Source organism: Paenibacillus timonensis (assembly GCF_022427145.1).
Lineage (GTDB): Bacteria > Bacillota > Bacilli > Paenibacillales > Paenibacillaceae > Fontibacillus > Fontibacillus timonensis.
The window spans coordinates 34,097-49,086 of sequence record NZ_JAKSXN010000011.1 but is presented as its reverse complement, the minus strand read 5'-3'; the positions used below and the strand labels follow the sequence as shown (position 1 = coordinate 49,086).

Genomic DNA, 14,990 nt, shown 5'->3' with positions numbered 1-14,990 from the left:
GCGGTTTGCCTTTAGCGTTCTTCCAATGTTTTCAGTTCATCCGTCAGGAGCCGGAAGGCAACCTCATCGCCATTCGCCAAGGCGGTGTCGATCTCGTTGTAGATCTGTTCCGAGCGATGCTTCCGGAGCGCTTCGTCCCATATCATTTCCGCCGCCAATCCAAGCATTGCTTCATAAGTAACCTTCATCTGATCCATAGGATGCACCTCCAAACCATCGTTCAATGATCTCTTTGCGCCGTAGATGTCTTTGGATCGATCATCTAGGGGATTCTATATTCTTTTCCTTTGACCACGTAACTTTCCGTCGTCCGCCGCATGCGTTCTAAATCTTCCTCGTTCAATTCCCGTACGACTTTGGCAGGTGAGCCCAGGGAAAGAGTATAGGGTGGAATTGTCGTATTTTCCGTCACTAAAGAACCTGCTCCTACTAAAGCATATTCACCGATATCCGCGCCGTTTAGGACGATCGCCCCCATGCCGATTAATGTGCCCGTGCCTATGCGGCATCCATGGATCACGGCGGCATGTCCTACGGATACGTTGTCGCCCACGACCAAAGGCTGGGAAGCATTTACGTGTCCAATCACGCCGTCCTGCAGATTGGTGCGGTTGCCGATGACGATTTCCGCCAGATCGCCGCGAAGTACCGCATTAAACCAAATGCTTGACTCGTTGCCTATGCGGACGTCACCGATCAACTTGGCTCCTTCCGCTATAAATACGTTGCCGTCGATCTGAGGATATCTCCCTTGATATGGAATCAACACGCCTATCACTCTCCCTGCTTGAATTGCGAGTGATTGTACCAATTCAAGTCGCCCTCTGTCAACGGACCATAGTCCGCCCGCACGGCTCGCTTCGTCTAGGCCAAAGCATCTGCTGTAGAAGTGTATGTAAGTGCGTTGATCGCGGTTGCCAACGCTTAGGCCTTATGGATTTGCTGAACCGCCTGTTTGCCGAACGGGGAGGCCTGCACATACCGTTCGCGCTGCTCGTCTTCCCCGAAGCGCACCATGCCCAAATGGAGCATCATCTGCAAAATCCGCTCTTCGAAAATCGAAGCCGACGTGTCATAGAAGAACGGTTTAATGAGCACCTCGATTCTTTCAAACAGCGAGGGTACCGTCACCCAATCTTTCGAACAGGACACAATCCAGTAGACTAGAGACAGCAAGTTAGGAATGGGCCCTTTATATAATCTTAACCAGAAGCGGACGAACTGTATCATGGGCTCCTTGCGTTCTTCCGCCAGATAGGCTGCTCCCGCCTCCGTCAATTCCAGTCGATGGTTGGTCTCTTGAATGAGACGGGAATGATAGGCAAAGTCGTACAGCAGCGCAAACCGGTTCGGGTAATCCTTAAAACGGCGGCCGTACCCGAAACGCCATCCTTTGCCTACCAAACCCTCGGACACGTGCAGCGATTCCAGGATCTGTACCTGGTTTCTCCGATACATGATGCCTTCGCTGTTTAAGGGGATATCATGCCGGGAAACGTACTGCAGGAAGAGCAGCAGGTCGGCGGATAACATATCCGGCTCTTCCCGGTACATCGGCGGTTCGGCGGCAGCCGCCTTCACTTCGGCAAGAAACCGGCGTTCAAGAGCTTCCCGGAACCGTCGCTTCAAATCCTCGGGAACCTCGAACAGATAGCGGGTCTGCTGGGTCGTTCCGTTGAACAGCCAACCCTGCTGGCGAAAGCGGGTGATCATTTCCCGCGGGCTTTCCCGCTCCTTGGCATCTTCCGTAAAGCGCGAGCCCTGCGCGCAGGCGATCAGCTCCTCTAAGCTGAACTGACGGCGTCCGTCGAACAGCAGGGTGTTCAGGAAGCGCAAATCTTCCATGCTCATCCCGCCGATATGCCGCTCGATGAAATCGCGGCGGCCTACCGTCTGCAGAATGGATTGAATCAGTTCATGCTTCGAGTGCCCGCTGCATTCGCAGCGGTAATGGTCCGCTATTCTGCTAAGTTGACCGATATCGGCAAAAGTAAGCATATCCGCCAGATTCATAGTTTTACCGCCTCGCCGTTTTAATCCCATTATGGGAAGGTTTTCCGGCGTTTATTCCCGGTCTTTGAAATAAATCCCGAAAAATAGGCAAAAAAAATAAGCCGGCCTAAGCCGGTTTACTTCGGTTCCTTCACGCTTTCCTGCAAGTGGCGCGTGCAATTATATAAACGCAAGTCCCAGGATTGTTCTTTTCTCTCCAAAATGGATAAAGACAAGTTGCCGATCCGCTCCTGGCATTTCTCCTGGTACAAAGCAATATATAATTGGGCCAACAGGCCGCCATGCGATACGACCAACACATTGTTATCGGGGTAACGCTCTGCCAAATCGCTCATGAAGGACAAGGCCCGCTGACGGATCTCCTCGTCTTTTTCCTGCCCTAGCTCGTGCCGGTCCCAATCTTTCCCCCATAACGTTTCCCTTTCCACCAAGGTCATGCCCTCAACCTGGCCAAACGAACGTTCCATCAGCCGAGAATCGGGATCGTACAGCGGAATGCCCAACGTCTCGGCCAAGATCGCGCCGGTCTCCCGCGCCCGCGACAAGTTGCTCGTCAGGACGAAATCCCAGCGGTATTCGCCTTCTTCCTTCAATCTTTTGCCAAGCAGCCCGGCTTGTCGCCGCCCCTCATCGTTCAAGGGAATATCGCTTTGCCCTTGAATTCTTCCTATTGCGTTCCAATCGGTTAGTCCGTGGCGAATCAAACCAACGAGCATATTCATCCCCCTTTAGATGTAAAAAACGCCCCGCCCGCTCCAATAGCGGGAGAAGCGTTTTGCGAACTACGTTTATCTTTTGGTGCGGCGCAACCCTTTCCAGGAAAAGAGTGCCAGCAGCATCCCCGCCATGGACAGCACCATCCAGTATTGCGGATAGGCCGGGCCCATCTGCACGGCAAAAGGTTCTACGATTCCTCGCGAAACGCTAGGCAACGCGATCGAAAAATCCTCGTACCCCTCCGTCTCCGACTCGGCTGCCGCGACGGCGGTCGGAAGAATTCCGGTCATCGGCTCGGCCGCTTCCCGGTTCGACGATGTTTGATCCATCAGCAGGAAAACGAAGCTGCATAAGAAGATGGCCAGAAAACTAGCGGCCCAAAATACGACTCTCCGCCGGAAACGGCGGGTGACGCCGCGCTTGACGTCGGGAGCCAGCCATGGCGATTCGGCATAGATCCGATCCATCACCCGCCGGTTGACCGCCTCCGCCTGCTCTTCCGTCACTTCCAACGGTATGTACTGCAGCATGTCCAGGCTTTCTTCCCATTGCTGGTATTCGCCCGCGCAAGACTCGCAGCCCAAAAGATGCCGCTCCAGCATTAGCCGCTGAGGGTGTTGTTCGGGCAAGTCCCGTAACAATCCGAACAATTCTTGGGCCTCTCTACAATTCATCTGCTTTTCATCCCTTCGTAATGCTCGTAGATGGGTTCATAAAAGTAGGGTTCAAGCTGACTTTTTACACTGCTGCGCGCCCGGAACAACAGCGACTTCACGGCGCTGACGCTTTGTCCCAGAATATTCGCGATCTCCTGATAATCCAATTGATCGTATTCGCGCAAGATCAAAGCCGATCTTTGCTTCTCCGGCAGATTGTTGATGGCTTCTCTCACCATGCCCACTTTCTCGCTCCGCAATACCGCTTGCTCCGGAGCGACCTCGCTTGGAGCTACGGGAACGATCCCGCTTTCGTCCAAGGGGATGTTGCCGTTTCTTTGCTTACGGAGTTCGCTGAGCACCGTGTTACGGGCTATCGTGTACAGCCAGGTTGAGAAAGAAGCATCTACCTCTCTGAAGGAGTGCAAACTGCGAAATGCTTTATAGAACGTTTCCGAGCATAAATCTTCGGCAAGCAGCTCCATATGAGCGCTCTTTAACATGTGGTAAACGAAGGCCAATATCTTCCGCTGATACCTTCGCATCAACTCCGAATACAGCTCCGTATTGCCTTCCTTAATCTCGCGAATCATTTGGGAATCCGTCATTTGGGTGCGATCCTCCTCGCGCTTCCATGGGCCTTCTTCCCGTTCGATTCCAACACCAATTATTACCGAACAGGGTTAAAAAAGTTGCGGTGATCTATGTAACTTCGATAAAAAAATCCAATCGACATGAAAGCAAATTAACAGCGTAGCCAAACTTCGAGGATATTATACCACAGGAGTTGGATTTAAAAAAACATCGATTCACGCTTAATTCATGGCAAGCGACGATAAAATGCGAATTCTCCCTGCCAAACATCCCATAAATTGCCAGACCTTTGCCTATGTAGGCAAAGGTCTGGAGTGTATATAGAGATGGAGTTATGAAAGGGAATCAGCTGCAACGGCCGCGTATAAGCGCGTCGCCGATTCACGGACGTCAGGCGCCATCGTGACCGCGGAGATCACGGCGACGCCATCCGCCCCGGCGCGGACCACGTCGCTCGCCGTCTCCGCAGTGATGCCGCCGATGCCGACCAGCGGCAAGTCGATGCCCCGGGCGCGCAGCTCGCGGAGAATTTCCGGCCCTTGCGGCGCCTTGGCATCCGCTTTCGAGGCCGTGGGATAGATCGGCCCGATGCCGAGGTAATCGGCGCCGTGCCGCACGGCGGCCTCCGCTTCGGCGAACGTGTGCGCGGAGACGCCGAGGATGCGGTCGCCGATCCGGGCGCGGACCCGCGCGGCCGCCTCGTCCCCCTGGCCGACGTGAACGCCGTCGGCTCCGATCGCGAGAGCCAGTTCCACGTCATCATTAACGAGGAACGGCACGCCCCGCCGGCGGCAGGCGGCTTGCAGCTGGACGGCAAGCGCCCGCAGCGGCTCCCCCGAGAGCGCCCCCGGCCCTTTCTCGCGGAACTGCACCAGCGTGACGCCGCCGGCAAGCGCCTCTTCCAATACCCGCAGCGGCTCTTCCCGGCAGTTTACGCTGCCGAGGACGAGATACGTCCGCAGCAACTCGCGCATGCGTCCATCCGCAATGCGGCCGCTTCCGACGCCGCCGCTCACCGGGAAGCTCCTTGCAGCCGGCGATAGGCAAAATGGTTGGTCGGGCCGTGCCCTTGCCCCAGACCAAGCCCATGTTCAATCGCCGCCTGAATGAAGGCCCGTGCGATCCGCACCGCCTCCAGGGCCGGCGTTCCCTTGGCGAGCTCCGCCGTCAGCGCGGCCGAGAACGTGCAGCCCGTGCCATGCGTATGCGGTGTGGGAATCCGCTGCCCGATGAGCTCCGTGAAGGTCGCTCCGTCATAATACAAATCGACGATGCGATCGCCGGGATCGGCATCATGGCCGCCTTTGATGACGACCTGCCGCGACCCGTACGCGCAGATTCGCTTTGCCGCCTCGCGGCGATCCTCCATGCTGCGGATGGACCGGCCGGACAACACCTCCGCCTCAGGGAGGTTGGGCGTCACGATGCTGGCCAGCGGCAATAGCCGATCGCGCAGCGCCTGCACCGCTTCCGGCTGGAGCAAGGAAGCCCCGCCTTTGGCGACCATCACCGGGTCGACGACCACTTGGGTCCAGCCGAAAGCGCGGATTTGGGCGGCAACCGCCTCGATGATTTCGGCGCTGAACAGCATCCCCGTCTTCAGCGCATCCACGCCGAGGTCGGAGCCGACCGCCTCGATCTGCTCCGCCGCCGCTTCCGGCGGCAGCGGGTAGACGTTCGACACGCCTAGCGTGTTCTGAACCGTCACGGCGGTGATCGCCGACATTCCGTAAACGTCCAGTTCCTGGAACGTTTTGATGTCGGCCTGAATGCCGGCCCCGCCGCCGCTGTCCGACCCGGCGATCGTCAGCGCTCTGGCGATCCGGCTCATCCGACCCACCATCCGCCGGCGCCGGTCGCCTGCATTTCGCGCACCGCCGCGTGGCCCTTCAGCGAATGCGGATGCAGCTTCGCCAGCTCGTCGAGGAACGCGATCTGGAAGCTGCCCGGGCCGGCGGCGGCCGTGCGCTCGGCAGCGCGGGACGCGGCGGCGCCGTAGAACGCCAGCCCGGCGGTGCCGGCCAGCAGCAGGTCGCGCTCCACCGCGGCGAAAGCGCCCAGCACCGACGTGAGCAGGCAGCCCGTGCCGGTTACCTGGGTCAGCAGCGCATCCCCGCCGCTGACGATCCGGCACTGCAGCCCGTCGGTGATGACGTCTTCACGGCCGGTGATCGCCACGACCGTGTTCAGCGCCCGCGCGGCCCGTACCGCGAGATCAGCCGCCTCGCCGTCTGCGCTGTTACCGGCGTCAACGCCCTTGATCTCGCGGGACTCCCCGACGAGATGGGCGATTTCCGCCGCGTTGCCGCGCAGGAGCGACACCTTCACCTCGCGCAGGATGCGCAGGGCCGATTCGGTGCGGAAAGCGGTCGCTCCCGCGCCGACCGGGTCGAGCAGTACCGGCACGCCATGGGCGTTCGCCGACCGGCCGGCGAGGATCATCGCCTCGACCTGCGGCGTCGACAGCGTGCCGATGTTCAGGACGAGCGCGCCGGCGATTTTGGCCATTTCGGCCACCTCCTCCTGCGCGTAGGCCATGACCGGCGACGCGCCAAGCGCGTACAAACCGTTCGCCGTAAAATTCGTGACGACGACGTTGGTCATGTTATGAACGAGCGGTTTCGTGTTTTGAACTTTTTCCAGCACAGCGGACAGATCTTTTTCCAGCAAACTCATGAATTTCATCCTCTCTTTCGATCAGTTAATGGATTCCAGGAATTCATCAGCGACTCGCCGCGGAGTCCAGCCGATTCATTGGCATCGCAACTGGCCAGTCTTCCAGCCGATAGGCCATGTCCCAAAATAGATATTCCAATTGGCAGCTCTGCAGAAAATGCTCGGTCATCCTTTGGCGCTCCGCCGGATGAGCGGTTTCCGCCCATCGGTCCAATGCCCGGGCGAACTTCTCCGTTACGCCTCCCGAACGCTGGCCGTAGAAATGGATCCATTCATAGAATGGATGCTCCGGTGTCGGCTTCACTTCCTCCAGCAGCCTCTGCCCGATCTCCAGATAGGTCCACGGGCAAGGCAAAAGCACGGCGTAAATTTCACCCAAACTTCCTTCATGGGCCACCGTCAGCATATGGCGGATGTAATGATGCGCCGAAGGCGCGAGCGGATAGCCCTGCATCTCTTCAAATTTCACTCCGGCCACCCGGCAAAAATTCTGATGAGGGTGAATTTCACTGTTCAGAATGAAGTCGATCTGTTCATTGAACATCGCCATCTCCTCGCGGGTCCGGCTTTTGGAAACCGCGATCCCGTAAATCCGCATGTAGGCGTTCAAATATTCGTAATCCTGCTTGACGTAATGAATAAGCTGTTCTCTCCCCAGTTGACCGCTAGCGATGCCTTTGACGAACGGATGATCGAAGATTGCTTGATAAATCTCGTCCGCTTGACGGCGCAGCTCCTGCGAAAACCCCATCGTCTCCACCTCCCTTAATGATTGGCTTTGAAAGGAAATCCCCTGAGAGGCTACGACAACGACCGGTCGAAGAGCGCAAAAAAGCCGCTCCGTAGAGGGAGCGGCTGGATCAAGCCCAAGGCTGACCGGCAATCGGCAGCCTAAGCGCAATTCACATGGGGCCGGCTCCACTTTCCTACGCTAGTATGAACTAGATCAGGTTCAAAGGGTCCAAGATGGTCTCTTGTCTCAGCCGAATACGGCGCCCCTAGTGGATTTCCTATGCAATTCATCTATTACTCTACCGATCCCTGCCTGGATTGTCAATCCCGTCCAGCGAAAGATAGTTGGATTGCCAACGTCTCCCGTCTACACCAACTGTGCCCGGTTTCATAGCATAAATAACAGGGAACGTTTCCGACCCGTTCCCCATGACCTGCAACCGGACTCCATCAAGTTAAGGAAGGTTAAGCCATGAACTCAGCCGGAAAAAACAAGTCCTCGTCCTCCAGCAAGAAAAACGGCAAAAAGGGCGGTTTCCGGCCCAAAACCCCGGAATACACCGTAGCCGCGCTGCTGCTCTCCGGCAAACTTCGCGTGGATTCCGTCCAGTTATACCGCAACGCGACTATGTTCGTCTCCCTGGTCGGCGAATACAAAACGATCAGCAGCGACGCGAACGCCGACAAACTGCTGAACTTCCTCAACGAAAACGGAGATATGACGATTAACGACATCATCAACGCCATGAAGAAAAAAGCGGACAATTCCTCTTGAACCGGTTCGTTCTGCCGAACGGATGGTGAGAGGGAGGATACGACTTGATCAAAACCACTTGATCCTAACCACGATACGGGGGTTTGCCAAAAATGAGCGAGTTTGACGGCGAGGGTTTCTCGGAACTGATCGTAATCATCATCCTGGTGGTCCTGTTTTTCTACGGTTCAAACGATATTGAAACGCTGACGGGCGCTCCGACTTCCGATTAACCGGCGGAGGCGCCCGTACTGCGCTTTCTCGTTATTTCAACTGCAGGCGGATCGTTTTGATTTCATAAGGCGACACCGCCAGCTCGGGCTCCTCGGCTGAGGAGGCTTCTCCGAACGGTCGTTCCATCAGGTCGGTTTCCTGCCAGGAAGCCACGGGCACTTCGAAATGCAAATGGACGCGGCCCCGGCCTCCCTTGTATTCATGGAAACGGACAATCAGGTCGTCGCCGTCTTCCGCTTTTTTCACGGTATCGATGACGACGTCCGCACTGCCGCTGGCATGAAGCAGCGAGAACGACGGCGCGTGGGCCGCCCGTCCAGGCGTGGCGTACACCGGTTGATTCAGCAATGCCGCGGCCTGTACCGTGCCGCCTTCGGACCAATGCCCCTCATGCGGATACAGGGCATACGTAAATTCATGCTCGCCGCGATCGGCTTGCGGATCCGGATAAGTTGCCGATTTCAGCAACGACAGGCGAATCACATTGTCCTTGATGTCATGGCCGTATTTGCAATCATTCAGCAGACTGACCCCATACCCGTGCTCCGACAAATCGACCCATTGATGACCCACCGTTTCAAACCGGGCTAGATCCCAAGACGTATTCCAGTGCGTCGGCCGCTTGACGTTGCCGAACTGGATATCGTAGGTGGCTTCCGTCGCCCGCACGTCTACCGGAAAAGCGACCTTCAGCAGCTGCTGGCGTTCCTGCCAGTCGACCCGGGTGCGGAAATCAATCCTCCGGTTGTCGGCGTACAGGATCATCTGTTGGCGAATCGTCGAGCTCATGTACGTCCAGGCAAAAGAAACGACGGCTCGCAGCTCGCCTGTCGCGACCTCGCATTCCTGAAGCTGCTCCACCTCGCGCTGCTTCTCCTGATAGAAGACATCGATGTCCCAAGCCTCAAACATCTTCGGCTTATCTTCAAACACCTGCAGCACGTTGCCCCGTTCCCCGGAGGCAAGCACCTCGCGGCCGGCGGCGCGGTCATAAATGGAGATGAGTTGTCCGCGGTCATTCCACTCGATATCATAAATCGGAGTTTCGATCCCGTTTGACCGTACGATAAACGGTTCGCTTGCGGCAGGATCCGCCTGCCCGTCCTTACTGCGCTGGATCGTCACATAACCGAGCGGGGGCACATTTTCTACCTTCACCCAAACGGTCGTCCCGTCGAACTCGGATTTTAGCTCTACGCCGCCCGCTTGGACCCACTTTGATCCTTCATCTTGCCCCTCCAAGGCAACCAAACCGCTAAAGGACCAGGAGGACGGATTCCACACGGTATACGATTCTCCCGCGTCGTTCGTCAAGGCTTGAATGGCTTGCTCGCGGCAGGACTCCAGCAACGATTCGGCCTGCGCGTACTCCAGCTTGGAATCACGGTACACCTCCGGAATGGACGAGCCCGGTATGATGTCATGGAACTGGTTGCGCAGGATCGTTTTCCAGCTTTCGTCCAGCTTCGCTTTCGGGTAGGCCTCCCAGTTTCCTCCCGCAAGCAGCACCTGCAGGCTGAGCAGCCATTCGGTGTCCCGGGACAACAGTTCCAGCTTGCGGTTCATCTTTTTGTTGTACGCTTGGCTGGTATAGGTTCCTCTATGGTATTCCAGGTACAGCTCGCCGTCCCAGGTATGGACGTAACGGTCCGCCGCTGCAACGGTCTCATGCAGCTTGGCGAAGTAATCATCCGCCCGGCCGGTCGTCACGCGCGGTAGGCCCGGCATTTCGTCGAGCCGCCGTCGCATCTCCAAATGCTCGCGGTTGACGCCGCCGCCTCCGTCGCCGTAACCGTAGGAGAGCAAAAGCTCTTTGTTCACCTCTTTGTCGCGATACGTCTCCCAAATGCCCTGCACGCTGGACGCCTCGATATTCCCGTTATAGGTATACCACCAGAAACTGCCGTCCTGCGGCGTCGTGATGAAATGGGTCAGCACCTCGCTGCCGTCGATGCCGCGCCATTGGAATGTATCATGCGGCATGCGGTTGTACTGGTTCCAGCTGATTTTCGTCGTCATGAACGTATCGATGCCCGACTTGCGCAAAATCTGCGGCAAGGCCCAGCTGTAGCCAAATACGTCCGGAAGCCATAAATAGGTGCATTCCTGGCCGAATTCATCTCGCAAAAACCGCGTTCCGTACAGCAGCTGCCGCACCAGCGATTCCCCGCTCGTCAAATTGCAGTCCGCCTCCAGCCACATGCCGCCGGCCGCTTCCCAACGCCCTTCCTTGACGCGTTCCTTGATCTGTTCAAAGAGTTCCGGATAATCCTGCTTGATATATTCGTAAAGCTGCGGCTGCGTCTGCAGGAACACGTATTCCGGGAACATCTCCATCAAGCGCAGCACGGTGCTGAAGCTGCGGGCCGCTTTTTCCCGGGTATGCTTCAGCCGCCACAACCAGGCGACGTCGATATGCGTATGCCCGATGCATTGGACCGTGACCGGCGACGTCTTCTTCATTCCCGCCACCGCTTGGGTCAATTGTTCCTCGGCTTCCGTCAGCGACGCATAAAACGCTTCTGAGCCCGGATAGGACCAATCGATCCGCAGGAACGCGCGATCCAGCGCCGTTAACAGATCAGTCCGCTCCGGCGCGTTTGCCGGCAGCACCTCCACTGTCTGCATGACCGCTCGGGCCGTATAATACAAGCGATCGACCGTCCCGTCGAGCCAAGCGATCTCCGCCCGTTTGACCCGGTGCTCCTGTACTTGCGGCTTCCCGCCGCCCTCCAGCCCGGACCATAAACGAAATTGCAGCTTCACCTTGGTGCCGATAGCCGGTTCCGGGAAAAACACCTCCTGGTGATTCATGTCCACGCCTTGGAACGGTTCGCCGTTCACGTACAGGAGCGACTCGAACCCGGAGTTGTTCCCTCCGCCCGTTTTGCCGAAGTCGAACACGCCGACGATCTGGCGCCCTTTCCATGCGGCCGGTATTTCGACTTCCGTCTCCAGCCATAAGTAAAGATCGCGGCCTTCCCAGCGTTCCCCCGCCTGCATCGTGGACCATGGCCCCTCTTTGGGTGGTCTGGCGCCGATGCGCCCTTCCTCGTCCACTTGTGCGCGAAACGCTTCGATCGGCTGGGCATCGCGGTAACGAAATGCTTCCAGCTCGCGAATCCGCGCGTTTAATTTCTCTTCCGTCCAGAACATCGTATCGGGTACCTCCCTGATTGAGTGTGCCTACCCCCTCATTTTCCGTTTCCGTCCCGGCGAAGTAAATTACTTATCCTCATCAATTTTTGTCCTATTATGATATGATGGAACCAAGACTACCAAAGGAGCCCCTGCCCATGGATTTGAAAAAATGGCGTAACGAACTGGCGCCCGTACTGAACGGAATCTGCGGCGAAATCGCGGTTGGCGATGCCGTCATCGATTGGGTCGATATCGTGATAGAACAAACCGGCGGTTCCGGAAGATGCCCGCCCCACGCCCACACGTGGTATGAATTTAACTACGTATTGTCCGGCCGGATGCAAACCCGCTTCATCGACCAGGACGTGATGGTGTACGCGGGCGAATTTTTTCTCATCCCGCCGGGAATGACGCATGCTCATGACTATTCCCGCGAAGATCCGCATGAGGGCATTTGCCTGCGGTGGCGGTTTCGGCCTTATCCAGGCGCGGCAGAGTCCAAAGATGGGGCAACGGCAGCGTCAACGGCAGTGGACGAGAGCTTTCACCGGCGCCTCGCCCTGCTCAAGGAATGGCCCCCCGGCGCATACCGTGACGAATACGGCATCCGTTCGTTGTTGCTTCAATTTTTTGCCGAAGCGGAGTGCGGGCGATCGCCTTTTTATCAACGGTTACTGCTGGTGCAGTTGCTGGAGGTCTTATCCGGCGTGACTGCCGCACGACAGGCCGTTTCCGCCTCGGAACCGTTGCAAGCTCAAGACGCGCTGCTCCGCAAGGTTGAGGTTTACTTGGAGGACTTTCGCGGGGACCGGCTGAACGTGGAAGCCTTGGCGGCCTCCCTGCATATGAGCTACGGCCATCTGTCCCGTTTATACAAACAAAAAACCGGCCGGACCCTGATCGAGGAGATGAACCGGATCCGGCTGTCCAAAGCCTGCGAACTGCTGAAGCAGCCTTCCTTGCTCATTAAGGAAGTCGCCGAACAAGCCGGTTTCCCCGACATTTATTATTTCAGCAAAGCGTTCAAGAAGAAGTACGGCGTCAGCCCGATCACCTTTCGCAAGCAGCAACTTAACCTTGTGAAGTAGCGGGTAGCGGGTAGCTTGTAACGAGTGACAGAGGTGGTGGGTGGCTGATTGGGGAAAGGGAGCCGGCTGGAATTCAGGCGACAGGTGACCGAAGGAACCGGTGCTGAGATGCGTTTACTTTTGGACCGATGAATGAATGGACACGGCGGCGATGAATGATGGATTAAGTTTGGTACCAGGCAGCAGGCTTGTTGTGGCGTCGATAAGGAAACGGTTTTGATGGAGAGTAACTGGTTTTAGGGGAGAGTAACAGGATTGATGGAGAGTAGCTGGTTTGGTGGAGAGGAACAGCATTGATGGAGAGTAGCTGGTTTGGTGGAGAGGAACTGGATTGATGGAGAGTAGCTGGTTTGGTGGAGAGGAACTGGATTGATGGAGAGTAGCTGGTATTGCAGTGAGTAACTGGATATGGTGAAGAGTAACAGCATTTTTATGGAGAGTAGCTGGTTTGGTGGCGAGTAGCTAGGTTTGGGTGGCGGCATTACCGTAGTCATTCGAAGTCCCCTTGCCAAGTTGCTCAAATATGTTCGATTTTTCATATATAATTAGTCTCCAACGCCATAAAGTACGAAATGTATTCGATATTTCATACATAATAACGCCCTTCCCCCTCCTGTGTCCCGAATAAGCATGAAATTTCATATATAATCGGCCGAAATGGGCAGAAATGGACGAAATCTATTCGATATATCGCATAGATTACTTGCCTGCAGCGCAAAAAGACAAAAAAAAGACCGCTTCTTTCGAAGCGGTCCTTGCTCACTCACGAGCAAGAAGTTATTGGATAGGAGTGGAGAGAAACCATACTGTACTTTTATTATATGTATACGTTTTCATTCTGTCAACAACTTTTTTTAGCGCTTACATTATTCGGTGTAACGGCATTTTGGCCCTTGCCTACACGAGCGGTCGAGGCCATGAATGATCAAGTTACTCCACTCCGCTCACAAGCTACCTCGAAGGTTCCTTCGCCATCGCGACGGATTACTAACGGAACGTAGCGACCTTATTTCTCCATTTCCCGACGATTTCCCGCTGTAACGGAACCCAGAGGCCTTATTCCACAATTATGACCGCTACTTCATATCATAAATCCCAAATAAGGTCTCCTCGTTCCGTTAGAATAAGAAAAGGCCTGTATACGCGCGAATAACGTCTCTAGGTTCCGTTAAATATCGAAAGCAGGTTAAAAATAGCGCAAGGCCCGGCTGAATCCAAGATTCGACGCCGGGCCCTCCCCTTTTGATTCCGCTTCGTGATCTAAAGCCGAATTAAGAATCACCTTGTTAAACGTAGACGGTGTGGCCTAGGGATTGGAGGTGCGCTTTCGCCCTCTCCATCTCCCCTTCCTGACGGAAGGACAGGCGCAGCACGCCCGGAACGTCCTCGCGGCTCTCGATGATCTGCATGTTGCTCAGGTTGATGTGGCGAAGACCCAGTTCGGTCGCGATTTGTCCGATGATCCCCGGCGTGTCCGGTACGTCGATGTAGATGTCGAACAACGAGGTGATCGCACCCTTACGCCGCTCCGGCAGCTCGCTGCGGAACTGGTTCGCTTTTTGGAACGAGGCCTCGATCCCTTCCCCGTTCTGATCCTCGAGCAGCGAGATGAAGCCATCGATCTCGCGGTTCCAATCCTTCAGCAGGCCAAGCAGCACTTCACGGTTGCTGAGCAAGATGTCCCGCCAGATCACCGGGTCGCTGGAGGCGATCCGCGTAATGTCGCGGAAACCGCCGGCCGCTAACATCCGGTATAACCCGTTGCCGTCGTTGTAATCGCGCACCTGGTTCACCAACGCAACCGCGATGATATGCGGCAGATGGCTGATCGCCCCGACGATTTCATCATGCATCACCGGATCGACGCGGACGATTTGCGCTTTGGTATGCGTCAGCAACCGCTCCAGGCGCTGGTAAGCCTCCTCCGGCACGTCGGGCGACGGCGTCAGCACATAATAAGCGTTCTCGAACAAGAGCGTAGAGGCGGCCTCCACGCCGGAACGCTCCGAGCCGGCCATCGGATGGCCGCCGATGAAATGCACGCCCGGCCGAGCGATTCTCGCCGCGCAAGCGGCGACTGCCGCCTTCGTGCTGCCCACGTCGGTCACGATACAGCCCGGCTTCAGCGCGAGCCCGTTCAGCTTCTGCAGGTAATCCTCCAGCATACCCACCGGCACGCACAAAAAAATAAAGTCGGCATCCGCCGCCGCCTCTTCCATGGACAGAGTCACGGCGTCAACGACGCCGCGCTCCTCGATGCGCTTCAGGGATTCCGGACGGTGGGCGTGGCCGATGACCGTGATCCCCGGCTTGCCTTTCAGGCACAACGCCAAGGAACCCCCGATCAAACCAACGCCAAAAATGGCAATTTTCGTTGTCATGATT

14 protein-coding genes and 1 riboswitch are annotated in these 14,990 nt (G+C 56.5%); of the genes, 2 read left to right on the top strand and 12 right to left on the bottom strand.

The features are described from left to right. Positions 1–11: 11 nt before the first annotated feature. The 10 genes from MJ257_RS06150 to tenA all read right to left on the bottom strand — a co-directional run bounded on the left by MJ257_RS06150 (position 12) and on the right by tenA (position 7,407). Entirely contained in the window at positions 12–197 is a 186-nt protein-coding gene (locus MJ257_RS06150; protein ID WP_009226994.1) for an IDEAL domain-containing protein, read from the bottom strand. 65 nt (positions 198–262) lie between these two features. Further along, on the bottom strand, positions 263–769 hold the full coding sequence (locus MJ257_RS06145; RefSeq protein ID WP_240268393.1) for a gamma carbonic anhydrase family protein: 507 nt from the start codon (positions 767–769) through the stop codon (positions 263–265). Between the two features lie 155 nt (positions 770–924). Beyond that, positions 925–2,013, bottom strand: a complete 1,089-nt coding sequence (locus MJ257_RS06140; RefSeq protein WP_178022656.1) for a DUF5302 domain-containing protein — start codon at positions 2,011–2,013, stop codon at positions 925–927. A gap of 116 nt (positions 2,014–2,129) precedes the next feature. After that, positions 2,130–2,729: a histidine phosphatase family protein gene (locus MJ257_RS06135; RefSeq protein ID WP_178022890.1), complete on the bottom strand. Its 600-nt coding sequence runs from the start codon at positions 2,727–2,729 to the stop codon at positions 2,130–2,132. 72 nt (positions 2,730–2,801) lie between these two features. Beyond that, entirely contained in the window at positions 2,802–3,404 is a 603-nt protein-coding gene (locus tag MJ257_RS06130) for an anti-sigma factor family protein (RefSeq protein WP_178022657.1), read from the bottom strand. Beyond that, a complete protein-coding gene (locus MJ257_RS06125) occupies positions 3,401–3,994 on the bottom strand; it encodes an RNA polymerase sigma factor (RefSeq protein WP_240268392.1) in 594 nt (197 codons plus the stop codon). Before MJ257_RS06125 ends, MJ257_RS06130 begins: the two co-directional genes overlap by 4 nt. Positions 3,995–4,312: 318 nt before the next feature. Further along, the gene (thiE, locus tag MJ257_RS06120) at positions 4,313–4,954 is read right to left on the bottom strand and encodes a thiamine phosphate synthase (RefSeq protein ID WP_240268391.1); all 642 of its coding nucleotides are present in this window, start codon (positions 4,952–4,954) and stop codon (positions 4,313–4,315) included. 38 nt (positions 4,955–4,992) lie between these two features. Next, on the bottom strand, positions 4,993–5,811 hold the full coding sequence (gene thiD / locus MJ257_RS06115) for a bifunctional hydroxymethylpyrimidine kinase/phosphomethylpyrimidine kinase (RefSeq protein ID WP_240268433.1): 819 nt from the start codon (positions 5,809–5,811) through the stop codon (positions 4,993–4,995). After that, positions 5,808–6,656 (bottom strand): hydroxyethylthiazole kinase, encoded by an 849-nt coding sequence (thiM, locus tag MJ257_RS06110; RefSeq protein WP_240268390.1) that lies wholly within the window; start codon positions 6,654–6,656, stop codon positions 5,808–5,810. Before thiM ends, thiD begins: the two co-directional genes overlap by 4 nt. 46 nt (positions 6,657–6,702) lie before the next feature. Then, entirely contained in the window at positions 6,703–7,407 is a 705-nt protein-coding gene (gene tenA, locus MJ257_RS06105; protein WP_178022662.1) for a thiaminase II, read from the bottom strand. A 155-nt stretch (positions 7,408–7,562) separates the two neighbouring features. Beyond that, positions 7,563–7,666: riboswitch (TPP riboswitch) on the bottom strand. Between the two features lie 194 nt (positions 7,667–7,860). Between tenA and MJ257_RS06100 the strand changes: the two genes are divergently transcribed. Then, positions 7,861–8,163 (top strand): hypothetical protein, encoded by a 303-nt coding sequence (locus MJ257_RS06100; protein WP_178022663.1) that lies wholly within the window; start codon positions 7,861–7,863, stop codon positions 8,161–8,163. 243 nt (positions 8,164–8,406) lie between these two features. Here the strand turns inward: MJ257_RS06100 and MJ257_RS06095 are convergent, their stop codons facing one another. Next, complete coding sequence (locus tag MJ257_RS06095) at positions 8,407–11,532, bottom strand: alpha-mannosidase (protein WP_240268389.1); 3,126 nt, start codon at positions 11,530–11,532, stop codon at positions 8,407–8,409. 140 nt (positions 11,533–11,672) lie between these two features. Here MJ257_RS06095 and MJ257_RS06090 point away from each other — a divergent pair, with 140 nt between their 5' ends. After that, positions 11,673–12,605 carry an AraC family transcriptional regulator gene (locus MJ257_RS06090; protein ID WP_240268388.1) on the top strand — a complete coding sequence of 311 codons (933 nt, stop codon included), beginning with the start codon at positions 11,673–11,675 and terminating at the stop codon, positions 12,603–12,605. Positions 12,606–13,891: 1,286 nt separating this feature from the next. Here MJ257_RS06090 and MJ257_RS06085 read toward each other — a convergent pair. Next, positions 13,892–14,986: a prephenate dehydrogenase gene (locus tag MJ257_RS06085; protein WP_240268387.1), complete on the bottom strand. Its 1,095-nt coding sequence runs from the start codon at positions 14,984–14,986 to the stop codon at positions 13,892–13,894. Positions 14,987–14,990: the final 4 nt, after the last annotated feature.

What these genes read in the sequence shown, in the direction of transcription:
- MJ257_RS06090 (WP_240268388.1), top strand. Translation starts at nt 11,673, where the DNA reads ATGGATTTGAAAAAATGGCGTAACGAACTGGCGCCCGTACTGAACGGA.
- MJ257_RS06095 (WP_240268389.1), bottom strand. Translation starts at nt 11,532, where the DNA reads ATGTTCTGGACGGAAGAGAAATTAAACGCGCGGATTCGCGAGCTGGAA.
- MJ257_RS06085 (WP_240268387.1), bottom strand. Translation starts at nt 14,986, where the DNA reads ATGACAACGAAAATTGCCATTTTTGGCGTTGGTTTGATCGGGGGTTCC.
- thiE (WP_240268391.1), bottom strand. Translation starts at nt 4,954, where the DNA reads ATGCGCGAGTTGCTGCGGACGTATCTCGTCCTCGGCAGCGTAAACTGC.
- MJ257_RS06100 (WP_178022663.1), top strand. Translation starts at nt 7,861, where the DNA reads ATGAACTCAGCCGGAAAAAACAAGTCCTCGTCCTCCAGCAAGAAAAAC.
- MJ257_RS06135 (WP_178022890.1), bottom strand. Translation starts at nt 2,729, where the DNA reads ATGCTCGTTGGTTTGATTCGCCACGGACTAACCGATTGGAACGCAATA.
- thiM (WP_240268390.1), bottom strand. Translation starts at nt 6,656, where the DNA reads ATGAGTTTGCTGGAAAAAGATCTGTCCGCTGTGCTGGAAAAAGTTCAA.
- MJ257_RS06130 (WP_178022657.1), bottom strand. Translation starts at nt 3,404, where the DNA reads ATGAATTGTAGAGAGGCCCAAGAATTGTTCGGATTGTTACGGGACTTG.
- thiD (WP_240268433.1), bottom strand. Translation starts at nt 5,811, where the DNA reads ATGAGCCGGATCGCCAGAGCGCTGACGATCGCCGGGTCGGACAGCGGC.
- MJ257_RS06125 (WP_240268392.1), bottom strand. Translation starts at nt 3,994, where the DNA reads ATGACGGATTCCCAAATGATTCGCGAGATTAAGGAAGGCAATACGGAG.
- MJ257_RS06150 (WP_009226994.1), bottom strand. Translation starts at nt 197, where the DNA reads ATGGATCAGATGAAGGTTACTTATGAAGCAATGCTTGGATTGGCGGCG.
- tenA (WP_178022662.1), bottom strand. Translation starts at nt 7,407, where the DNA reads ATGGGGTTTTCGCAGGAGCTGCGCCGTCAAGCGGACGAGATTTATCAA.
- MJ257_RS06140 (WP_178022656.1), bottom strand. Translation starts at nt 2,013, where the DNA reads ATGAATCTGGCGGATATGCTTACTTTTGCCGATATCGGTCAACTTAGC.